Raw genomic sequence first — 21279 nt, 5'->3', positions numbered from 1 at the left:
TCAAGGCTACCGCCCGGTCAGCGACCAAGCATCTTCCTGACCATCGTCGTTTTCGCTGCTGGAATCAGCGCCGTCAAAATACTCAACAGATTGGGATCGATTATCTAGATCCGCGGCCACGAGATCCTCTGCGTAGCCGCCTCTGGCAATGTTGGCGTTGGCGTTCTCGCTGAGAGCGGCTGTGGTGGAATCTGCCGCTACCGGACCAGACTGCCCCTTCATGGCCGCAAGGACCGCTGCGAGGTCATCGGGTTTAACCAATACATCCCTGGCCTTGGACCCTTCGGATGGGCCCACCACTCCCCTGGATTCCAGCAGGTCCATGAGGCGGCCAGCCTTCGCAAAACCCACCCGCAATTTACGCTGCAGCATGGATGTCGAGCCGAACTGCGTGGTGACCACAAGCTCAGTGGCCTGCAGCAGGACCTCAAGGTCATCCCCGATGTCATCATCAATCTGCTTCTTTGGCGCTTCTGCTGCAACGTCGGTCCGGTACGTAGCCGCCAGCTGGCCCTTGACGTGTTCCACTACCCGATGGATCTCGGATTCAGTAACCCAGGCACCCTGCACTCGCATGGCCTTTGATGCGCCCATGGGAAGGAAGAGTGCGTCACCCTGGCCGATCAGCTTCTCGGCGCCAGGCTGGTCGAGGACAACACGGGAGTCTGTGACGGAGGATGTCGCAAAGGCCATCCTGGACGGCACGTTCGCCTTGATCAGACCCGTTACGACGTCTACGGAAGGTCGCTGCGTTGCCAGGACCAGGTGGATGCCAGCGGCGCGGGCAAGCTGGGTGATTCGCACAATGGAATCCTCCACATCGCGCGGTGCAACCATCATCAGGTCCGCAAGCTCGTCCACAATGACGAGCAGGTAGGGGTAGGGCTTGATGACACGTTTGGAGTCTAACGGGGGCACCACTTTGCCCGCGCGGACCGCTTTGTTGAAGTCGTCAATGTGCTTGAAGCCGTAGTTGGCGAGGTCGTCGTACCGGGCATCCATTTCACGGACCACCCACTGCAGTGCTTCCGCAGCCTTCTTGGGATTCGTGATGATGGGGGTGATCAGGTGCGGAACACCCTCGTAGGCAGTAAGTTCCACCCGTTTGGGGTCAACCATGACCATCCGCACTTCGTCCGGGGTGGATCGCATCAGGATGGACGTGATCATGGAGTTAACGAAGCTGGATTTACCGGCTCCCGTGGCACCCGCCACCAACAGGTGCGGCATCTTGGCTAGGTTTGCGACCACGTAGCCGCCTTCAACGTCCTTGCCCACACCCATCACCATGGGGTGCTCCGTGCGGCGCGCATTATGGCTGCGCAGCACGTCTCCGAGTGACACAGTTTCGCGATCCGTGTTGGGGATCTCGATACCGATGGCTGACTTGCCGGGAATGGGGCTCAGGATGCGGACGTCACTTGATGCAACGGCATAGGAAATATTCTTGGAGAGGGCCGTGACGCGCTCCACCTTGGTCCCTGGCGAGAGCTCGATTTCATAGCGGGTTACGGTAGGCCCGCGGCTGAAACCTGTGACAGTGGCATCAACATTGAACTGCTGCAGGGTGTCAGTGAGGGCAGCCACAATGGCGTCATTGGCTTCCGTACGTTCCTTGGGAATCGATCCTGGAGTCAAGAAGTCCGACGCCGGCAGCGTGTACGTCACGTCGCCGGCAAGGGAAAGCTGCTCAGTACGCTGTGGAATGGGAGTGGGGGGAGGCGCTGGCGAGACCGGGTTGGCTGGAACGGGAGCAGCCGGGGCCGGAGCCAGAGCCGCCTGGCGAACCAAGGGGATCGCTTCGGTGGCACCTTCTGCAACACCCGCGGCGCTTCCCAGACCCTGTGCAGCCTTGATCTTCTCCACCGCAATCTCGGCCTGAGTGGGACGCTTGACTCCTGGAGCCAGTGCTGCCGCGGCTGCTGCTTTGGCCTCGTCCTCCACGAGGGCACGTTCAAAGGCTTCGTCCCCTACGTATCCATCAAGTTCTGCTTCGGAACTGTCATCCTTGGCAAAGAGCCTGCGGCGCTTCTTCTTTACCGCAGCCTGACCAGCTTCCTCTTCAAGATAGCTGCGGTCATGGCCGGAACTGGCGTCCATGGGGTCCTGGAGGTCGAGTCCCATCAGGTGCTCGTAGCCCTCGCGGATTCGGCGCGGTATAGACCCGAACGGTGTTGCGGTCAGGACCAGGAGAGACACAAAAGCGAGTGCTGAATACACCAGGACTGCGACAGCAGGATGGATTGCGGCCAGGGGCGAGGCAGCCAGGAAACCCAGCATTCCCCCTGCCTGCCGGAGGCCGTCAAAACCATCTACGGCGGAAGGCTGGCCGCCGATGATGTGGGCCAGCCCGGTTCCCGCGAACGCCATCATAAGGAAGCCGATGCCTACCCTGTTGTTCGACCGGCCATCCACGGGCTGGCGGAACAGGCGCACTGCGCAGATTGCCAGCATGAGGGGCAGGAGAAGGGAGATCCATCCGAAAGTTCCGTTGACCACGCTGTAGACCGCGTCAGGGAACCAGCCAGTCAATCCCCACCAGGCAAACGTGGCGATAAATACAGCCAAGACCAGGTTGAAGAGAGCGGCCCCATCCCGGCGTTCCTCGGGAGGCAGCCCACTGACGTCATGGCCAATCCGCCGGACTCCCCCGCCCACCAGATGGGCCAAGCCCTGCCAGGCGCCACCGATCACCCGGATGGGCCACGGTTGGCGTTCCACGGTGACCGGCAACGCTTTGGTTCGTGAGGTGCCACCCGTTCCTCCGCTGCGGGGGGAACGCGAGGGGCCAGAGCTACGGCCCGCGCCGCCGGATTTACTGCTTGTGCTGCCCTTGGGCGCGGGGGTGGTACGAGTTGCCATACCTCCCACGGTACCGGAGGAGGGTAGAGGATTGTCGGATTGAGGCCCCGGGGCTGGCGTTGCGACAGCCCCGGGAATTCCTCAGTTGCTTCCTAGGCTTCCAGAACGACCGGGATGATCATGGGCTTGCGGCGCAACTTGCGGTTGACCCATGTGCCCATGACGCGACGGACTACCTGCTGCAGCTGGGTGGCCGTGTGATCGGGGCTGCTCAGCACTGCCTCTTCGAGGGCCGCGTTGATCTTCGGAATGATCTCGTCAAAGACTGCATCGTCCTCAGCAACACCGCGGGCGTGGATCTCCGGTCCGGAGACCACCTTGCCGGTGGTGCGGTTGATAACGGTGATGATGGAAATGAACCCTTCATCACCCAGGATGCGACGATCCTTGAGGTCAGCGTCAGTGACCTCACCAACACTTGACCCATCCACGTAGACGAAGCCAACTTCAACCTGGCCCACAATGTCGGCCTGGTGGTCACGGAGATCAATGACTGTTCCATTGTCCGCAAGGATCACACTTGCTTCCGGAACCCCGGATTCAATGGCGATCTTGCCGTTGGCGATAAGGTGCCGAGTCTCTCCGTGCACGGGCATGGCGTTGAGCGGTTCGAGAATGTTGTAGCAGTACAGGAGTTCGCCTGCGGCTGCGTGTCCCGAGACGTGCACTTTCGCATTGCCCTTGTGAATGACGTCTGCACCGAGCTTCAGCAATCCGTTGATGATGCGGTACACAGCATTTTCGTTGCCCGGAATCAGGCTCGAAGCCAGGATGACTGTGTCGCCTTCGCCGACAACAACACGGTGATCGCCGTTGGCCATGCGTGAGAGCGCAGCCATCGGTTCGCCCTGTGAACCGGTAGACATCATGACAATGCGGTTGTCCGGAAGGTTGTCGATGTTTTTGATGTCGACGACGAGCCCCTGCGGCACATCGAGATAACCAAGTTTCTCTGCAATGGCCATGTTGCGGACCATCGAGCGGCCCACGAAGGCCACTTTTCGGTTGTGCTTGACGGCGGCGTCGAGGACCTGCTGCACGCGGTGTACATGGGAAGAGAAGGACGCAACGATGATGCGCTTACTGGCCTGTCCGAAAAGGCGTTCCAGCGTGGGGCCAATTTCCTTCTCAGCAGTGGTGAAGCCAGGAACATCGGCGTTAGTGGAGTCAGACATGAAGAGATCCACGCCTTCCTCTCCCAGCTTCGAGAAGTGACGAAGATCGGTGATCCGGCCATCCAGTGGCAACTGGTCCATCTTGAAGTCACCGGTGTGCAGAACAGTTCCACCCGCCGTGCGGATGAACACTGCAAGCGCATCGGGGATGGAGTGGTTGACTGCAACGAATTCACACTCAAACGGACCGAACTTCTCCACCTGGCCCTCGACGACAACCTGCGTCACGGGTCGGATCCGGTGTTCCTGTAGCTTGGCTTCAATCAGCGCCAGCGTCAGCTGCGAACCAATGAGCGGGATATTCGCACGGCGGCGCAGCAAATAAGGAACCGCCCCGATGTGGTCTTCGTGGCCGTGTGTGAGAACCACAGCAACGATGTCATCCATACGATCTTCAATGTAAGAAAAATCAGGGAGGATCAGATCGACACCCGGCTGGGTCTCCTCCGGAAAGAGGACGCCGCAGTCGACAATTAGAAGCTTGCCATCGATCTCAAAGACCGCCATGTTGCGGCCGATTTCACCGAGGCCGCCAAGCGGGACAATCCTCAGCGTTCCCTTGGGCAGTCGCGGCGGAGTGGTGAGGCCTGGGAGGGCTGTTTGGGTCATAGTGTTCTACTTTCTCGGCCGAACGGTGCCAATGCTTCCTTCAGGGGAACACCAGCCCGGCTTCAGCCAAATCCTCGCGGATGATTGTGATCTCGGTTTCATCCGGCTCCACGAGGGGCAAACGGACAATCGAGTTGGGCAGGACTCCCTGCCATTTAAGAATCTGTTTTGCTGCGACGGCGCCCTGGACCCGGGTCATGGTTGCCCGGACCACGGGCAGCAGCTCCGCGTTGATCTTCCGTGCAAGGTCAAAATCGTTGGCGTTAACGGCGTCAATCAGGTCCCGGAAGCGGCGCGTTGCTACGTGGGTGGTTACGCCAACCAGGCCAACGGCACCAAGAGCCATCCAGGGTAACGTCAGCCCGTCGTCTCCTGAGTAAAAAGCAAGATCGGTTTCGGCCATGACACGGGCTGCGGAAACGAAGTCAGCCTTGGCGTCTTTGACCGCAATGATGTTTGGGTGCTGCGCCAGGCGAATCATGGTATCCGGCGCTATCTCGATCGAGGATCGACCGGGAATGTCGTACAGCATGACGGGAACGTCCACAGCCGAGGCCACGGTGTTGAAGTGGGCGTAAAGACCAGCCTGGCTTGGCTTGTTGTAATAGGGGGTGACCAGCAAGAGTCCGTCCACGCCCAGTGCCGCAGCCTTCTGCGATAGCTGGACAGAGTGGGCGGTGTCATTCGTGCCCGTTCCGGCAATAATGGCCGCGCGGTCGCCCACCGCTTCCTTGACGGCCCGGAACATTCCCACATTTTCCTGGTCAGTCAGCGTAGACGTCTCGCCGGTGGTACCTGTCACGACCAGACCGTCGCAGCCATCGTCGACCAGCTTGTTGGCAAGCTCTGCGGCCTGGTTGTAGTCCACTTCGCCAGCGTCAGTGAAGGGGGTAACCATCGCAGTTACGAGGGTGCCAAGGGCGTGCGTGCGAAGGTCAGTGTCAGCCATGTGAAAAACGTTACCCTGTCCGTGGCTGGTTAGGACAATGGGCACACAGTGAGAAGGATCAATCTACAGCCCTGCCCCACAGTCTCCCCACCTACCGAAGGTCCTGTGAGCTAGCGCCGGGTTCTGCCGGCTGGGCACAGTATCGGAGCTGCGCCGCGGCACGCAGGGACGCTGACCAGTCCGCAAGACGCTGTGCCGCCCTGACATAGATGAAGAGTTCCGTGGGCGTGAGCGCTTCAACGTCCGTCTCCGCGAGCCGCCTGGCCAGCTCGGGACCGGGCTGCTGTGAATCCAGCGACGATCCCTCCTCAAGCCACACAGAGTCTTCCTCAGTTCCGCCACCGATGAGCTGACGGAAAAGGAAGTCCACAACGCCAGGACTCATGGCATGCAACAAGCCACCCTCTCGTTCCCGGGACCTCTCTTGGCCATTCGGAGCCACCACCCGACGCGTGGGTGGCGCACCTTGCGCGGGGTGAACATCCCGCCTGGCACCATATTCCCCTGAACCGTGCGAGTCACGGACCTGCCGCCTGTAAGCTTCCATGCCCCCAGTGTATTCGAACATATATTCGAATACCAGCTGCCGGTCGATCTTTTTTCGGCCAGGACGCACCACCATATGAACCGAGGCAGCTGTGTGTGAGAGCATCACCTCATGACTGCCAGAAGCACTCCCCGCAAACCCAAAGCCACGTCCGGCAGTTCTTCTGGCGGACGCCTGCACGGAGTGGACGCTGCACGTGGGCTTGCGCTGCTGGGAATGATGGCCACCCATCTCCTCCCTATCTTCGAATCGGACAGTACCCTGACTCCTACATGGATAGGTCTTGTGTTCTCGGGCCGGGCATCGGCGCTCTTTGCGGTTCTTGCCGGCGTGGGACTGGCGCTATCCACGGGTCGGGAGATACCCAGGCAGGGATCCGCTCTCGGCACTGCGCGCCGTGGCGTTGCCATGCGGGCCCTCGTCATCGCTGTCATCGGCCTGACGCTGGGGTCGCTGGAGGTGAACCTCGCCATTATTCTGGTCAACTACGCTTTTCTGTTCCTCTGTGCCTTGCCCTTCCTTGGACTGCGCGCCAAGCCGCTCTTCGGGTGGGCCCTCGGCTGGATCCTGGTGTCCCCCGTCCTGGCCTATCTGACAAGGCCCTGGCTGCTCGCCGCTGACCCTCCCCTGCAACTCGGACATAACCCGGTGTGGGATGACCTGGCGACTCCCGGAGCACTGCTGGCAGACGTCTTCTTCACCGGCTACTACCCGGTGCTGCAGTGGATCAGCTATTTCTTGGTGGGTCTGGCAGTAGGAAGGCTCTCCCTGGCCAGCAAGGCGATGCCCGTGATTCTGCTGGCATCAGGAGCCGTCGTAGCCATCGCTGCCAAAGCGTTGGGTACGTTCCTGATGGAGGATGCAGGCGGGCGGCAGGCGGTGGAAGCCGTCCTCGCCGATCCCCGCTACCCGGTCGAAAGCTTGCTGCAGGTCAATATGACGGGGGTAGATCAGCAGGGCTCGTGGTGGTGGCTTGCCTCAGCGGCGCCGCACTCCGGAACAACCCTTGATCTGCTCCATACAGCTTCTACAGCCGTAGCCGTCCTCGGAGTGTTTCTGCTGATTGGCGTTCTGGCCCGCTGGCTCAACCTGGACCTTCTGCTGCCCTTGCGTGGCGCTGGTGCCATGACGCTGACCCTCTATACCGCCCACGTATGGGCAGCGGCAGCCGCCTACCGGCAGCCGCTGCCACCGGGCTGGACCGACGATGGGGTGTACTTTGCCCACGCAGCAACAGCAGTCCTGGTGGGAATGATATTTATTGCACTCAATTGGCGGGGCCCCCTGGAATGGCTGGCCCACGCAGCCCGCAACCTTGGCGGGCAGGAACCCGCGGCAGTCCGCAAGTAGCAGGTGCGGCAAGGCCCAGTAACTTCGGAACAGGAACGCCTAGCGCTTCGCAGCAAACATCCTGCCCGCGTCACGCATGGCGGCCCTTGCCCGTTTCCGGTCACCGGCGACGTCGTAGGCGCAGCTCAGGCGGAACCACGAACGCCAGTCCTCCGGCGCAGCCTCGGCTTCCTCGCGGTATTTCCCGAAAGCCGCATCGGCAGCCTCTCGAACAATGCGCCCAGCCGGGGTGCGCGGTAGATCATCCACCGGCAAACCGCCTTCGGCTTCTAGGATTTTCGCCATGCGTTCTGTCCGGGCCCCGAACAGGAGTTCGCGAATCAGAGCCCAGGCGCCGATGACGGGCAATACCAGGTATGCCGCACCGATTGCCCTGGCTGCCGGTTCAGGGTCCCACAGCAGAAGAACTGCACGCTGGAGTGTCACCACCAGATAGAACACCAGGAGCAGGGTGACGGCACCAACCCAGATCTTGGTCCGGTTGGCAACAAAAATGTCCCGGAAGTTTGCCACCCCTAGAGCCCCAGATCCAGATAGCCGTCGAGCCCAACGGTCAGCCCTGGATTCGCCATGACCTGCCGAACGCCCAGGAGGACACCAGGCATGAAGGAAGCCCGGTCAAAAGAGTCATGGCGGATGGTCAACTGCTCGCCAGCGGAGCCAAGGAGGACTTCCTGGTGGGCCACAAGGCCGCGCAGCCTGACGCTGTGCACCCTGACGCCATCAACATCGCTTCCACGGGCACCATCAAGTGCTGTCTGGGTGCCGTCAGGACCTGCCGGGATGTTGGCAGCCGATCGAGCGGCTGCGATCAGCTGCGCCGTACGGACAGCTGTGCCCGACGGCGCGTCCACCTTCTTCGGGTGGTGCAACTCAATGATCTCTACCGACTCAAAGTATTCGGCTGCTTTCGCGGCAAAAGCCGAAGCCAAGACCGATCCAAGCGCAAAATTGGGGGCAATGAGGACACCGATTCCAGGATGATCCGCGAGTAGGGCGTCCAGCCGCCCCAACCTATGGGTATCCCATCCTGTAGTTCCGACAACTGCGTGGATCCCATGTTCCACGGCAAAGCGCACATTCTCCTCGGTGCTGTCCGGAACGGTAAGATCCACGACGACGGCGGCCCCTGAGTCAGCTAGCATCTGCAGGGAGTCTCCCCTGCCCAGTGCCGCTACGAGCCGAAGATCCGCTGCGGCTTCGACGGCCTTTGCGGCCTCGGTCCCCATGCGGCCTCCGGCACCGAGGATGGCTACGGGAAGTTGTTCAGTCATGCCATCAACCCTACCGGGCGCACGTCTGAGTCCTGCACTGGCCATGCGCAGATCCATGCCGGCTGAACCCATGCCGAGCGCGCAGTGAACCCCAAGCCGAGCGGGCCGGGGAGCTCTTACCCGGCGCCAACCCATTCGACGGAGCCGTCAGTGAAAAACTGCTCCTTCCAGATGGGAACCCGCTCCTTGATCAGATCCACCAGCTCGGAGCAGACAGCAAAGGCCTGGCCACGATGGGCAGCAGATACCGCACACACCAGTGCGGCATCGCCAATCTGCAGCGGACCGACCCGGTGGGCGGCCCAAATGCGGATCTTCCCACCTGCCCCGGATGGTGAGCCGGCCGCACCGGAGCTGTCGCTGTGGCGTGCCACAACCTCAGCCACAACCTCGGCAAGGACATGCTCCGCCGAGGGATGTGCCGTGTAGCTGAGGCGCTCCACCGACCTGCCGCCGTCGTGATTGCGCACAACACCGCTGAAACTGACCACCGCACCCGCAGTGGCGGAATCGACAGCTTCAGTGGCAGTCTGAACGGAAATTTCAGTTGCGCTCAACACAGCGTGCAGGACGCTGATGGGCTGCTCAGTGCCCATGTCCACCCCGCAGTTGACCGCAGAGGTGGTCAATGATGGGGTCCAGGACCGCGAGACCATCCATGACCCCCTTGGGCGAACCGGGAAGGTTGATGATGAACGTCGTACCTGCCGCTCCGGCATGGCCACGGCTCAGCACGGCCGTGGGAGTTTTGGTAGCCCCTACCCGCCGGATTTCCTCCATGATCCCCGGGATCTCCCGATCCAAGAAAGGCGCTGTCATTTCAGGTGTGGCATCGTCAGGACTAAGGCCCGTTCCGCCGCTGGTGATGATGACAGCTGGGTCCAGCATCAGCAGGCCCCGGATCGCGGCGCCGACAGCACCTCCGTCGGGCACAACAACAACCGGCTGCGGGTCAAAGCCGTGCTCCGTCAACCAGTCCTCGATGACGGGCCCCGTTTCGTCAGGGTAGATCCCTGCGGCGGCCCGGGTGGACGCAATGACAATGCCTGCCCTGCCACCGACGGGGCCGTGCGAATGCCCAGCGGCTTTGTGCGCGCCTGGCGCATGGACTGCGGCAGTCGCCGCACCGCCGTCGTCAGTAAATTCCTTGTCCGCCGCTTTCTTGCCGGCATCTGCTGATGGGGTGGAATCGTGCTGGTGGCTCACAGTGCCCAGTCTCCGCTCTTGCCGCCGCTCTTGGCCACGACCTTGATATCTGTAATAACTGCATGCTTGTCAACAGCTTTGATCATGTCGTAAACACTCAGGGCAGCAACGCTCACAGCTGTCAGCGCCTCCATCTCCACACCTGTGACACCGCGCGTGCGGACGGTTGCCAAAACCGTGACGGAATCGCCAGCCACATCGAAGTCGATACTGACTTTCGAAAGCGGGAGGGGGTGGCACAGAGGTATCAGCTCAGGAGTTTTTTTTGCCGCCATGATGCCTGCTACGCGGGCAACAGCCAACGCGTCACCCTTGGGTAGGTCTCCCGATCCAAGGAGGGACACGACTTCTACCGTACTGCGGACCGTGGCCACAGCAGAAGCCTCCCGCGACGTCTCAGCTTTCCCCGAGACATCGACCATATGGGCCGTCCCGTCGGTCCGTAGGTGGGTCAAGCCATGAAAATTCTCCTCAGTCGTCACAGCATCCATACTTCCACCTCCTCGCCACGGCGCAGGACAGCAGTCCCAACCGGGATATGGACCAGGGCGTTGGATCTGGCGAGGGCACTGACCAGGTGTGATTCCTGGCCACCCTCAAGGGCTATGGTTCCGTCCGAGCTGAGAATGCCCCGCCTGATTTGATGCTTGGCGTCTGGCGAGACCAGGTCCTCTGAGAGTGTGGCCCGCAGGCTGGTCCTGGGCTGGGGAGACCCGAAAAGGTCGGCAAGGACAGGGCGGAGGAGCATTTCAAATGAAATCAGGCAGCTGACGGGATTTCCGGGAAAACCAAGGAACGGCAGTCCGTACACCGTTCCAACACCCTGGGGACCGCCCGGCTGCATGGCAACGTGCAGGAATTCCACGGGCTCATCTGCAAGCGCTTGCCTGACAACCTCGTAGGCTCCCTTGCTGACACCGCCGGTGGTCACCACCAGGTCAACGTCGTCCTGGTGGCTCCTCAACAGATGCGCCAGGTGTTCCGGATTATCGCTAGAAATCCCGGTGGAGAGCACATCGAGCCCCGCCTCCCGCATAGCTGCAGCGAGGAGCGTGGCGTTGGCGTCATAGATCTTCCCCGGCGGCAAGATGTCTCCTGGGGCCACAACTTCATCCCCCGTCGTGACCAAAAGAACCCTGACCCGCCGGTGCACTGGGACGCTCGGTATTCCAAGGGCTGCCAGAAGTCCGAGTTGGCGGGCCCCCAGGAACGTACCGGATACCAGCCCTGTGGCCCCCTCTGGAATATCGCTGCCCGCATGACGGACGTACATGCCCACCGGCGTAGCCGGAAGCCTGACTGTCACAGCACTGCCAGGGGCAGGGAAGGAATCCGGGGTAGCGCGTTCAATCGGGACGACGGCGTCAGCACCTTCCGGAAGCACCGCGCCTGTCATGATGGGCGCCGCAGTCCCGGCCAGTAGCCTCGCTGGCATGGCACCCGCCGGGATCGGCGCGGCCACCTCCAGTTCCGCACCGCCGTCTGCCAGGTCAGCGCTCCGTACGGCAAACCCATCCATCTGCGAGTTGGCAAACGGCGGCAGGCTCAGCGGCGCTTGGACGTCTTCAGCTAGCCCACGACCCAGCGCATCAGTGAGGGAAACCGTCTCGGGTTGTCGTCTGAGGAGCGGCTCCAGCATGGCCCTCACTCGGGCTCGGTGGTCCACCACGGCCGCTGCCGATGCGTGCTGGTGAGAGTGCTGCGCCATGGTGGCCTTCCGTCAGTGGGCTACTGCTGTACGTCCACTGTAATGGTGTGGAATCCAGTGGAGCCGTCCGGAACCACAGGCGCTGTTTCCTCCACCTGTTGGACTCCGTTGCGGTCCGTGGCGCGCACCTGCAGCTCGTAGCTGCCGGGCGAGAGGTCGAGGGACGCCTGCCACTGAACCCACGTGTCTTTGGAAATCGCCGGAGCCAGCTCTGCCGGCTGCCAGTCTCCTCGATTGATCCGCACGTCCACGGCACTGACGCCCGTGTGCTGTGACCAGGCCACGCCCGCCACGGCCACAGTCCCGGCGGAGACACTCTTGCGGAGTGCTGGAACGTCAATCCTGGACGAGAGCTTGACCGGGCCGCGCTCGGACCAGCCTCGGGTGGTCCAGTAGGCGACATCGTCACTGAACCTGGTGACTTTGAGTTCCACAACCCATTTGGTAGCGGACACGTAACCAAACAGCCCTGGCACAATGAGGCGTGCAGGGAACCCATGCTCCAGTGGCAACGGCTCGCCGTTCATGCCCACGGCCAGGAGGGCATCGCGGTCATCTGTGAGCGAGCTCAGCGGCGTGCCAGCGGTCCAGCCGTCGGAACTACGGGAAAGCACCATGTCAGCGCCGTCCAGTGGTCCGGCTTCGGCCAGCAATTCCCTGATGGGCCAGCCCAACCACTTGGCATTGCCAATCAGGTCACCACCGACGTTGTTGGACACGCAGGCTATAGTGACATGGCGTTCCAGCAGGGGCTTGGCGAGAATGGTCGCCAGATCCACTTCCACCTCACGTTCAACCATGCCTGTCACCCGGAGCCGCCACGTATCGGGGTCGAGCGCCGGAACAGAGAGCGCCGTGTCAATCCGGTAAAAATCATCGTTTGGCACCACAAGCGGGGTGATACCGGGCACAGTGAGCGCTGCACCCGTCGGGATTGCGGGGGCGGGTGACGCCGGTACAGGGAGCGTGATGCCCGCACGACGTTCGGCGACGGCTGCTGAGGCTCCGCGCCAGAGGGCAGCGAACGTTCCACCAACGGCAGTGACAGCGGTGGTAATCCAGAAAGCCTGCAGGAACCGTCGCCGGGACGCTGGTGGACGGACAGCATCGACCGCGACCTGTGCGTCCGCCGCACGTGCAGGAGCAGCGGCGTCGGCCTCCTTTTTCTTCAGCAGCAAAAGGAGCATCCGCAGGATGGCAATGCCCACGGCGGCGGCCATCAGCGGAACAAAGGTGGCACCGACCGTCATCTGTGCCCGGGTGAGGACACTGAAGAACCCAATCAGCCCCATGGCCGCAAAAATGGCGAACCCGACAAACCGGCGCCGATATTCCAGAACACCGGCACTCGCTGCCACGGCAGCCATGACAAGTCCCATGCTCACCAACAGCGCAGCCTTGTCGCCGGTGCCGAACAAGGAGATTGCCCAGTCTTTGACGGGCCCGGGGACAGCATCGATCACCGCCCCGCCCACAGCTGTCACGGGCGAAACGGATGGGCTGACGATCCCGGCGAGGAGTTCCCCTGCGCCTGCAGCGAAACCCGCCGCGACAATACCTGAAGCCGCCGCCCATCTTTGCCCGCGACCTGGCCTGTCCTGCTGCGCTATATTCACCCCTCAAGCATAGGTTCGTTGTCTGGGAAGAGTCCGGCCACCGCTGTTTGCCGAGGTGGGGTGGCGTAGCCTGAGGGTATGAGCGTTGAATTGGGCATGCCCAAACCCCGGGACACCGCGGGGGCTGCTGAAGCGGCCACCACACCAGGAGTTCCACCAGCACGACCATCGTATGCGCCTGCCGGGCTGGCTGACAGGTACGGCCGCCGCGCCACGGACATGCGACTCTCCCTGACTGACAAGTGCAACCTCCGCTGTACCTACTGCATGCCTGCAGAAGGACTTGAATGGCTTTCAAAGCAGGCCGTGATGAATGCTGCAGAGATTGAGCGAATAGTCAGGATCGGCGTTGACCACCTTGGGGTGCGGGAACTTCGACTCACGGGTGGCGAACCCCTTGTGCGTGCGGACCTCCTGGACATCGTTGGTGCCATTCGCCGCAACCATCCTGACCTCCCGATCTCCATGACCACCAACGGTGTAGGACTCGACAAGAAAGCGGCAGCGCTCAAGGCCGCCGGCCTGACACGGATCAATGTCTCACTCGACTCGCTGCACGAAGAAACCTTTACCAAGCTGACCCGGCGCCCGTTCCTCAACCGGGTCCTGACCGGAATTGATGCTGCGTGGGATGCCGGGCTGGGACCAGTAAAAATCAACGCTGTCCTGATGCGAGGAATCAACGACACCTCCGCCGTCGACCTCCTGACGTGGGCGCTGTCAAAAAGCTATGAACTGCGGTTCATTGAACAGATGCCGCTCGACGCCGATCACGGTTGGACGCGTAGCGACATGATCACTGCAGCAGACATTAGAAAGCTCCTCAGCACCGAATACGTCCTAAGCTCCGACCCGCGGGCGCGCGACGGAGCACCCGCTGAACGGTTTGAGGTTCGCCGCCGGGTGGCAGGAACAACGGGGCACGGAACGGAATCCGCCACGGGCGAACTGCTGGGTACCGTCGGGATTATCGCCTCCGTGACGGAACCGTTCTGTGCCGATTGCCGGCGCACCCGCATCACGGCAGAGGGAAAAATCATGAGCTGCCTTTTCTCCCGCGAAGAGTTTGACCTCCTGGGCCTCCTGCGCTCCGGCGCAAGCGACGAGGAGCTGGCAGGTCGGTGGCAGGATGCGATGTGGATCAAGCCGAAAGCGCACGGCATGGACCACGTGGGCCTGGATGCGCCGGACTTCGTGCAGCCAGAGCGCAGCATGAGCGCGATTGGCGGCTGAGCAATGATGGTGCGTTACTTCGCTGCCGCGAAGGCTGCAGCTGGTTCCGAGGAAGAAACCCTCACGCTCGCTGAACCCGCCACCCTAGCCGATGTGATCTCCGCGGCCCTGTCGGTGTCGCGCTCGGCGGTTCCAGCCGGCACTCCGCCGCTAGAGCGCGTCTTTTCAAGGAGCAGCTTCCTGCTCAATGGCGTGGCAATCAGAGATCACTCAGCCCTTGTTGGCCCCGCTGACGTAGTGGACGTGCTGCCGCCCTTCGCCGGCGGCTGAGCCACGCAGTCCCGGACAGCCACCGGCGTTGGGACCACCGGCCGCCGGCTGTCCGGTAGGAATGCCTTAGAGGGCGAACGTCTCAGTCTCGTCGAACGGCCCAACCACCGTTACCGTGCGCGGTGCCGCAGCGAGCTCCCGGGCGAGCTCTTGAACCTCGGCGGCCGTCACAGCGTTGATGAGGCGAAGCGTCTCATCGATGTCCTGGTACTCCCCCGCAACGAGCTCCGCCCGGCCCAGTCGGGACATGCGCGACCCGGTGTCCTCCAGCGCCAGGACTATTCCACCACTGAGCTGACCAACAGCTTTCCGCAGTTCCTCGTCGCTGATTCCCTGGTCGGCAAGCTTGTCCAGCTCGGCACCCAGCAGCGCTAGGACCTGGGGAACCTTTGACGGTGAGCAGCCAGCGTACATTCCAAAGTACCCGGCGTCAGCATAGGAAGAGGCGAAAGAGTAGGTCGAATACACGAGGCCGCGCTTTTCCCGAATCTCCTGGAAGAGCCGGGAGGACATGCCACCGCCAAGGACCGCATTCAGGACGCTCATGACAAAACGCCTGCCGTCGGTGGCAACGATTGATGGGCAGCCCATAATGATGTTGGCCTGCTCCACTGCTCGCTTCACGACGTGCAGGCCGGCGGTACCAGTGATGACAGCAGGGTCGGTGGAACGGCGTGGTACCGGAGCGGCCTCGGGCGAAAGTTCCCAGCCGGCGGCCTGCAGGGCATTCATGACAAGGCCACAGACAACGTTGTGGTCGAGGCCACCAGCCGCGGTGACGACCAATTCCTCGGGGCGATAGTAGCGCCGGTAATGGTCCTGCACAGACTCGCGCGACACGGCCATGATGGCATCCGGCGTACCGCCGATGGGACGTCCCAGGGGGTGACGGCCCAGGACCGATGCGACAAAGTGCTCATGGGCTACATCCGTGGGGTCATCGCTGTCCATTGCGATTTCCTCGAGGATCACATCACGTTCCTGCTCCAGCTCCTCCTGATCGAGGACAGCACCGGAGACCATGTCGGCAATGACGTCGATTGCCATAGGGAGATCTGTGTCGAGGACCCGGGCGAAGTAGCACGTGCTCTCTTTCGCTGTAGCCGCATTGGACTCACCACCGACCTCGTCAAAGGCTGACGCAATGTCGAGTGCTGTTCGCTTTTGGGTGCCCTTAAAAAGCAGATGTTCCAGGAAGTGTGTTGAACCGTGCTGACCATCCGCCTCGTCGCGGGAACCTACTCCCACCCAAAAACCGATCGTCGCCGAGCGTTGCCCGGGCATTGATTCAGTCAAAACACGCACGCCGCCGGGGAGGACGGAACGCCTCACCTGGGCGCCGCCGTCAACACCGTGGACCAGCGTTTCGTCAGTCCGGGTTTGCGCGAGGGGCAGGGGCACGACAGTCATTGGGGCCTTTCAGAGCGGCAGCCGGTGACGGATGCCTTGGTGACAGCGGCGGGACCGGTGGATGATCCACCGGTCCCGCCATTTCAGAGGGCAGCGATAGTCACTGTCCCGGTGCGACTCCTAGGAATCAGCACCTTCAGCCGGCGCGGCGGCGTCGGAAGCGCCATCCTCGTCAGCAACCACTGGCGAAAGCGAGAGCTTTCCGCGGTCATCGATCTTGGTGATCTCGACCTGGACCTTCTGGCCCACCGAGACAACATCATCAACGTTGTCCACGCGCTTACCATTGGCGAGCTTGCGCAGCTCCGAGATGTGCAGGAGGCCGTCCTTGCCCGGGGTCAACGACACAAACGCACCGAACGTAGTGGTCTTGACGACCGTACCAAGGTAACGCTCGCCGATTTCCGGAACCTGCGGGTTCGCTATGGCGTTGATGGCGGACCGGGCTGCGTCGGCAGATGGTCCGTTGGTTGCACCAATGTAGACAGTGCCGTCATCTTCGATGGAGATGTCAGCACCTGTGTCTTCCTGGATCTGGTTGATCATTTTGCCCTTTGGCCCAATGACCTCGCCGATCTTGTCTACGGGGATCTTCACGGCAATGACCCGCGGGGCGAACTCTGAGAGCTCGTCCGGTGTATCGATTGCAGAGTTGAGAACCTCGAGGATATGCAGGCGGGCTTCGCGCGCCTGCTTCAGTGCTGCTGCCAGGACTGAAGCCGGAATCCCATCGAGCTTGGTGTCCAGCTGGATGGCTGTGACGAACTCAGAAGTACCTGCAACCTTGAAGTCCATGTCACCAAAAGCGTCTTCGGCTCCAAGGATATCGGTGAGGGCCGCGTAGCGGGTCTGGCCGTCTACCTCATCGGAAACGAGGCCCATGGCGATACCCGCGACGGGCGCCTTGAGCGGAACGCCAGCGTTGAGCATCGACAGCGTCGATGCGCAGACTGAACCCATCGACGTGGAACCGTTCGAGCTGAGTGCCTCAGATACCTGACGGATGGCGTAGGGGAATTCCTCGCGTGAGGGCAACACGGGCACGAGTGCACGTTCTGCCAGGGCGCCGTGGCCAATTTCACGGCGCTTGGGCGAACCGACGCGACCGGTCTCACCGGTTGAGTAGGGCGGGAAATTGTAGTTGTGCATGTAGCGCTTGCGCGTGACGGGTGACAGCGAGTCGATCTGCTGTTCCATCTTGAGCATGTTCAGCGTGGTGACACCCATGATCTGGGTCTCGCCGCGCTCGAAGATCGCCGATCCGTGGACGCGAGGAAGAACCTCGACCTCGGCGGTGAGCTGGCGGATGTCGGTCAGGCCGCGGCCGTCAATGCGGACCTGGTCCTTCAGGATGCGCTGGCGCACGACGTGCTTGGTGACCGCGCGGAAAGCAGCAGAAAGTTCCTTTTCGCGGCCTTCAAACTGCCCGGCCAGTGATGAGGTGACCTCATCCTTGAGCTGGTCAGAAGCGTTGTCACGGTCCTGCTTGTCCGAGATCTGGAAGACCGCGGCCAGCTTGTCAGCTGCGGCGGACTCAACGGCCGAGTAGACGTCGTCCTGGTAGTCAAGGAAGACGGGGAACTCGACAGTGGGCTTTGCAGCCCGTGCAGCCAAGTCAGCCTGCGCGTCGCAGAGTGCCTTGATGAACGGCTTGGCAGCTTCCAGGCCCTCAGAAACAACTTCTTCCGTGGGAGCGGTGGCGCCCTGCTCCTTGATGAGGTTCCAGGAGTTGTCAGTCGCTTCCGCCTCAACCATCATGATGGCGACGTCATCGCCTGCAACGCGGCCGGCAACGACCATGTTGAACACGGAGTTTTCCAGCTGTGAGTGCTTCGGGAAAGCAACCCACTGGGAACCGTGCTCATCTGCGACCAGTGCCACGCGCACGCCACCGATGGGGCCGGAGAACGGGAGGCCGGAGAGCTGGGTGGACATGGACGAAGCATTGATTGCCACAACGTCGTAGAGCTCGTCAGGATTGATGGCGAGAACTGTCACCACAATCTGGACTTCGTTGCGCAGGCCCTTGACAAAGGCTGGGCGCAGCGGGCGGTCCATGAGGCGGCAGGCAAGGATTGCTTCGGTGGAGGGACGGCCCTCGCGACGGAAGAACGAGCCCGGGATACGGCCTGCGGCGTACATGCGCTCTTCAACATCCACCGTCAGGGGGAAGAAGTCGAAGCCTTCGCGCGGGTGCTTGCCTGCGGTGGTGGCGGAGAGAAGTGCTGTGTCATCGTCAATGTAGACCATGGCGGCGCCGGCTGCCTGCTTGGCAAGACGGCCTGTTTCAAAGCGGATTACACGCTTGCCGAAGCGGCCATTGTCAATGACGGCTTCTGAGAACTGGATTTCGGGACCCTCCAAGAGAGTCACCTCCGTTTCCTTTGGGTAACGGGAGTCCAGCCGCATCAACCCAGGCCAGCATCTGTCTACTGTCCTGCACTGCACCCGGTCATCGATCGAGACCCACGGGCCGGCGTGCACGGTCCTCGAAGACCGTCGACACCGTTCCCGGGAATCACTACCGAGGACCGCGAATGCGTGATGCGGTTGATCCTCCTATGGAATTTTCAGTACAGGAAACGACCCGGCCCCAGAGAGGACGGGCCGTTTCCGAAAGTCTGACTAGCGGCGCAGGCCGAGGCGCTCGATGAGCGCACGGTAGCGGGCAATGTCAGTGTTCTTGAGGTAGCCAAGCATGCGCTTACGACGACCAACCATGCCCAGCAGACCGCGCTGGGTGTGGTAATCGTGCTTGTGCTCCTTCATGTGCTCAGTCAGATCCTTGATCCGCTGGGTCAGGACTGCAACCTGGACCTCGGGTGAACCAGTGTCGCCCTCGGATGTTGCGAAATCCTTGATGATGGACTGCTTTACAGCGGCGTCAAGTGCCACAATAACTCCTTGAGATGTGCCGTGAGGCCCGATTCAGTAGGTCACTGCCGGGTGCGTTGGCTGCCAAATCATCGGATTCGTGCTGCACAACAGGAACCAGCCACCACGGACTGCAGCCGATTCCACTCCCGAGCTTACCGGCACGCCCGTGATCTTGTCGAAACACGCCCTGCCAGTGTGATCGGACCCTCAGCCCGTCAAGCCAGGGAGTTGAGTCGCGTCGAGAAGCGCTTAGGTCGCTGCAGTGAGCAACAACTCGCGCGTTTGTGCCACATCAAGTCTCATCTGCTCAATCAACGCCTCGGGACCGGTGTAGGCAACCATGCCTCGGAGCCGTGCCACGAACTCCACCAACACGTTCTGCCCATAGAGGTCAAACTCCTCCACGGCCTCGTCCGGCCTGTCAATCACATGGGCTTCGACCTGTCGACTGACGCCCTCAAACGTGGGATTCGATCCAACGGATATCGCAGCAGGCCAGCGTGTACCCGCCTGGTCTACAAGCCAGCCGGCATAGATACCATCAGCTGGGATCAGCCCGGTAGCACCGGCCGATAGGTTCGCCGTAGGAAAGCCCAGTTCCCGGCCGCGTGCCGCACCGTGGACGACTTCCCCGCGCATGTGATGGGACCTGCCAAGGACAGACGCGGCAGTGGCAACGTCGCCGTCTTGCAAGGCTTCACGGATCCAGGTGGAGGAACATCGACGACTATCCCCACCCCCGGCGTGCAGCGGGTACCCCTCTGAACCAAACTCGCTGATCACCTGGACTTCGAATCCGAGGCGCAGTCCTAGCTCTTTCATGGTGTCGAGGTCGCCGCTATTGTTCCGACCGAACCGCGCATCATGGCCCACCACGACATGCTCGGCATGCAGGGAACCAACAAGGATACTGTCAACAAATTCCTCAGGGGTGAGCTGCGCCAGATCCAGCGAATATCTGAGCACCAAGATGCCGTCGATACCCAGGGCCGACATTGCCTGGAGCTTATCCTGCTGGCCCATGATGAGTTCCGGAGCCGAGTCCGGTCGATGAATCACTGACGGATGCGGATCGAATGTCACTGCCACGGCTTTGGCGCGGTTGCGTTTGGCAGTCCGGATGACTTGGGAAAGCACCTGCTGGTGTCCCCTGTGGACACCATCGAAGTTTCCGAATGTCACAACCGATGGCCCAAAGTCCACTGGGACCTCAGACGGATCGTTCCAGATGTGGACCATCACCCTCGCCTCTAACGACTTTTTTGACGTGCCCCTGGAAGCCAACCGGTTCCGGGACTATCTAAGGTTACCCGCATTCACGCAGCAGCCAGAATTGTCTACGGCGCAGTGTCCTGGGTTCCTGCGGGCGCCCGGTGGACGGCACTGGGACGACGCCGGTAGAGCCAAATCAGTCCCAGGATGGGAAGCAGCAGTGGAATGAAACCGTAGCCTCGCCCGAACAGTGACCAGACGGTTTGGTGCGGGAAGTTCACCGCATCGAACACACTGAGGGCACCCACCACCAGTACGCCAACAAGTTCCACCACGAGTGCCGCTACGGAGACTTTGAACCAGGTAACGCCAGGTTTGGACAGTGAGACCGTCGCAATAATGTAGACCACAGCGGCGAAGGCCGAAAGGGTATACGCCAGCGGCGCCTCGCCGAACTTGGTAAGGATCTGGTACCCGGCGCGTGCTGTGGCGGAAATCGCAAAAACGGCATAGACGGCGATGAGAAGCCTGCCGGGGCCCGTATTGCGGGTGTTACGAGGCTTGTCAGCGGTAGCGTCGCTGGCCGGATCAATGGGCCGTGGGCTCATGCGAGGACCTTCTTCCACTTCAGTACCAGATTTGATTCATCCGCGCGGCCATGACCACAGCGGTAACCCCGACGGCGGCCAGGACAAAATTGCTCCACCGTGTCCGTTCCAGAATGGACCAGTACACAGCAATGGGAGGCAGCAGCAAAGCTGTTGCCAAGTAACCCCAGAACTCCCATGCCTCCCCCGCAATATTCTCACCAGCAATGACACGGATAACTGACCCCACAAGATAAACAAGCAGAGCAACTTCCACCGCCGCAACGGAGAGGATTGTGGTGTCATTGGGAGCTTTTTTCAGCAGCCCAGCAGTAAGGCAGATGATCGTCGAGAGCAGCCCAACACCAAGGATGATGTAAAAATATGCGTCCAT

General features: G+C 61.5%; 20 protein-coding genes. 3 read left to right on the top strand and 17 right to left on the bottom strand.

The window, feature by feature from the left end:
- Window positions 1-6 precede the first annotated feature (6 nt).
- From QMG79_RS15280 to QMG79_RS15265, 4 genes are all read right to left on the bottom strand, one after another.
- Window positions 7-2862: an FtsK/SpoIIIE family DNA translocase gene (locus tag QMG79_RS15280; protein WP_283539479.1), complete on the bottom strand. Its 2856-nt coding sequence runs from the start codon at window positions 2860-2862 to the stop codon at window positions 7-9.
- Window positions 2863-2954: 92 nt separating this feature from the next.
- A complete protein-coding gene (locus QMG79_RS15275) occupies window positions 2955-4646 on the bottom strand; it encodes a ribonuclease J (RefSeq protein WP_283539478.1) in 1692 nt (563 codons plus the stop codon).
- Between the two features lie 40 nt (window positions 4647-4686).
- Window positions 4687-5595 carry a 4-hydroxy-tetrahydrodipicolinate synthase gene (gene dapA, locus QMG79_RS15270; protein WP_283539477.1) on the bottom strand — a complete coding sequence of 303 codons (909 nt, stop codon included), beginning with the start codon at window positions 5593-5595 and terminating at the stop codon, window positions 4687-4689.
- 91 nt (window positions 5596-5686) lie between these two features.
- A complete protein-coding gene (locus QMG79_RS15265) occupies window positions 5687-6142 on the bottom strand; it encodes a hypothetical protein (protein WP_283539476.1) in 456 nt (151 codons plus the stop codon).
- Between the two features lie 111 nt (window positions 6143-6253).
- Here QMG79_RS15265 and QMG79_RS15260 point away from each other — a divergent pair, with 111 nt between their 5' ends.
- Window positions 6254-7492, top strand: coding sequence for a heparan-alpha-glucosaminide N-acetyltransferase domain-containing protein (locus QMG79_RS15260; RefSeq protein ID WP_283539475.1), 1239 nt, complete (start codon window positions 6254-6256; stop codon window positions 7490-7492).
- A gap of 39 nt (window positions 7493-7531) precedes the next feature.
- On the opposite strand, the gene QMG79_RS15255 is transcribed toward QMG79_RS15260, so the two are convergent.
- The 7 genes from QMG79_RS15255 to QMG79_RS15225 form a co-directional block, all read right to left on the bottom strand.
- Window positions 7532-8005: a hypothetical protein gene (locus tag QMG79_RS15255; RefSeq protein ID WP_283539474.1), complete on the bottom strand. Its 474-nt coding sequence runs from the start codon at window positions 8003-8005 to the stop codon at window positions 7532-7534.
- A gap of 2 nt (window positions 8006-8007) precedes the next feature.
- Window positions 8008-8766 carry a 4-hydroxy-tetrahydrodipicolinate reductase gene (gene dapB / locus QMG79_RS15250; protein WP_283539473.1) on the bottom strand — a complete coding sequence of 253 codons (759 nt, stop codon included), beginning with the start codon at window positions 8764-8766 and terminating at the stop codon, window positions 8008-8010.
- 116 nt (window positions 8767-8882) lie between these two features.
- Entirely contained in the window at window positions 8883-9362 is a 480-nt protein-coding gene (locus QMG79_RS15245) for a molybdenum cofactor biosynthesis protein MoaE (protein WP_283539472.1), read from the bottom strand.
- On the bottom strand, window positions 9352-9810 hold the full coding sequence (locus QMG79_RS15240) for a MogA/MoaB family molybdenum cofactor biosynthesis protein (protein ID WP_283539541.1): 459 nt from the start codon (window positions 9808-9810) through the stop codon (window positions 9352-9354). Before QMG79_RS15240 ends, QMG79_RS15245 begins: the two co-directional genes overlap by 11 nt.
- A 158-nt stretch (window positions 9811-9968) precedes the next feature.
- Window positions 9969-10463: a cyclic pyranopterin monophosphate synthase MoaC gene (gene moaC / locus QMG79_RS15235; RefSeq protein WP_283539471.1), complete on the bottom strand. Its 495-nt coding sequence runs from the start codon at window positions 10461-10463 to the stop codon at window positions 9969-9971.
- On the bottom strand, window positions 10451-11680 hold the full coding sequence (locus QMG79_RS15230) for a molybdopterin molybdotransferase MoeA (protein ID WP_283539470.1): 1230 nt from the start codon (window positions 11678-11680) through the stop codon (window positions 10451-10453). The genes moaC and QMG79_RS15230 overlap by 13 nt, the downstream gene beginning before the upstream one ends.
- A gap of 20 nt (window positions 11681-11700) precedes the next feature.
- Window positions 11701-13296, bottom strand: coding sequence for a molybdopterin-dependent oxidoreductase (locus tag QMG79_RS15225; protein ID WP_283539469.1), 1596 nt, complete (start codon window positions 13294-13296; stop codon window positions 11701-11703).
- 78 nt (window positions 13297-13374) lie between these two features.
- Here QMG79_RS15225 and moaA point away from each other — a divergent pair, with 78 nt between their 5' ends.
- Window positions 13375-14529, top strand: a complete 1155-nt coding sequence (moaA, locus tag QMG79_RS15220) for a GTP 3',8-cyclase MoaA (protein ID WP_283539468.1) — start codon at window positions 13375-13377, stop codon at window positions 14527-14529.
- A gap of 3 nt (window positions 14530-14532) precedes the next feature.
- On the top strand, window positions 14533-14799 hold the full coding sequence (locus tag QMG79_RS15215) for a MoaD/ThiS family protein (protein WP_283539467.1): 267 nt from the start codon (window positions 14533-14535) through the stop codon (window positions 14797-14799).
- Between the two features lie 66 nt (window positions 14800-14865).
- Here the strand turns inward: QMG79_RS15215 and QMG79_RS15210 are convergent, their stop codons facing one another.
- From QMG79_RS15210 to QMG79_RS15185, 6 genes are all read right to left on the bottom strand, one after another.
- The gene (locus QMG79_RS15210; RefSeq protein WP_283539466.1) at window positions 14866-16209 is read right to left on the bottom strand and encodes a M16 family metallopeptidase; all 1344 of its coding nucleotides are present in this window, start codon (window positions 16207-16209) and stop codon (window positions 14866-14868) included.
- A gap of 120 nt (window positions 16210-16329) precedes the next feature.
- Complete coding sequence (locus QMG79_RS15205) at window positions 16330-18573, bottom strand: polyribonucleotide nucleotidyltransferase (protein ID WP_283539540.1); 2244 nt, start codon at window positions 18571-18573, stop codon at window positions 16330-16332.
- A gap of 261 nt (window positions 18574-18834) precedes the next feature.
- Complete coding sequence (rpsO, locus tag QMG79_RS15200; RefSeq protein WP_283539465.1) at window positions 18835-19104, bottom strand: 30S ribosomal protein S15; 270 nt, start codon at window positions 19102-19104, stop codon at window positions 18835-18837.
- A gap of 231 nt (window positions 19105-19335) precedes the next feature.
- Window positions 19336-20325 carry a bifunctional riboflavin kinase/FAD synthetase gene (locus QMG79_RS15195; RefSeq protein ID WP_283539464.1) on the bottom strand — a complete coding sequence of 330 codons (990 nt, stop codon included), beginning with the start codon at window positions 20323-20325 and terminating at the stop codon, window positions 19336-19338.
- Window positions 20326-20423: 98 nt separating this feature from the next.
- Window positions 20424-20906, bottom strand: a complete 483-nt coding sequence (locus tag QMG79_RS15190; protein WP_283539463.1) for a hypothetical protein — start codon at window positions 20904-20906, stop codon at window positions 20424-20426.
- Window positions 20907-20925: 19 nt separating this feature from the next.
- Window positions 20926-21279 (bottom strand): hypothetical protein, encoded by a 354-nt coding sequence (locus QMG79_RS15185; protein ID WP_283539462.1) that lies wholly within the window; start codon window positions 21277-21279, stop codon window positions 20926-20928.

Source organism: Pseudarthrobacter sp. PS3-L1 (genome assembly GCF_030063285.1).
In the GTDB taxonomy this organism is placed as follows: Bacteria; Actinomycetota; Actinomycetes; order Actinomycetales; family Micrococcaceae; genus Arthrobacter.
The sequence above is the reverse complement of the archived record's forward strand: the minus strand, read 5'-3'. Positions and strand labels throughout refer to the sequence as shown.

Excerpts from the sequence above, each read along its gene's own strand:
- QMG79_RS15275 (WP_283539478.1), bottom strand. The coding sequence starts at position 4,646 with ATGACCCAAACAGCCCTCCCAGGCCTCACCACTCCGCCGCGACTGCCC.
- QMG79_RS15190 (WP_283539463.1), bottom strand. The coding sequence starts at position 20,906 with ATGAGCCCACGGCCCATTGATCCGGCCAGCGACGCTACCGCTGACAAG.
- QMG79_RS15260 (WP_283539475.1), top strand. The coding sequence starts at position 6,254 with ATGACTGCCAGAAGCACTCCCCGCAAACCCAAAGCCACGTCCGGCAGT.
- QMG79_RS15245 (WP_283539472.1), bottom strand. The coding sequence starts at position 9,362 with ATGGGCACTGAGCAGCCCATCAGCGTCCTGCACGCTGTGTTGAGCGCA.
- moaA (WP_283539468.1), top strand. The coding sequence starts at position 13,375 with ATGAGCGTTGAATTGGGCATGCCCAAACCCCGGGACACCGCGGGGGCT.
- QMG79_RS15185 (WP_283539462.1), bottom strand. The coding sequence starts at position 21,279 with ATGGACGCATATTTTTACATCATCCTTGGTGTTGGGCTGCTCTCGACG.
- QMG79_RS15280 (WP_283539479.1), bottom strand. The coding sequence starts at position 2,862 with ATGGCAACTCGTACCACCCCCGCGCCCAAGGGCAGCACAAGCAGTAAA.
- QMG79_RS15210 (WP_283539466.1), bottom strand. The coding sequence starts at position 16,209 with ATGACTGTCGTGCCCCTGCCCCTCGCGCAAACCCGGACTGACGAAACG.
- dapB (WP_283539473.1), bottom strand. The coding sequence starts at position 8,766 with ATGACTGAACAACTTCCCGTAGCCATCCTCGGTGCCGGAGGCCGCATG.
- QMG79_RS15265 (WP_283539476.1), bottom strand. The coding sequence starts at position 6,142 with ATGGAAGCTTACAGGCGGCAGGTCCGTGACTCGCACGGTTCAGGGGAA.
- QMG79_RS15195 (WP_283539464.1), bottom strand. The coding sequence starts at position 20,325 with ATGGTCCACATCTGGAACGATCCGTCTGAGGTCCCAGTGGACTTTGGG.
- moaC (WP_283539471.1), bottom strand. The coding sequence starts at position 10,463 with ATGGATGCTGTGACGACTGAGGAGAATTTTCATGGCTTGACCCACCTA.
- QMG79_RS15230 (WP_283539470.1), bottom strand. The coding sequence starts at position 11,680 with ATGGCGCAGCACTCTCACCAGCACGCATCGGCAGCGGCCGTGGTGGAC.
- QMG79_RS15215 (WP_283539467.1), top strand. The coding sequence starts at position 14,533 with ATGATGGTGCGTTACTTCGCTGCCGCGAAGGCTGCAGCTGGTTCCGAG.
- dapA (WP_283539477.1), bottom strand. The coding sequence starts at position 5,595 with ATGGCTGACACTGACCTTCGCACGCACGCCCTTGGCACCCTCGTAACT.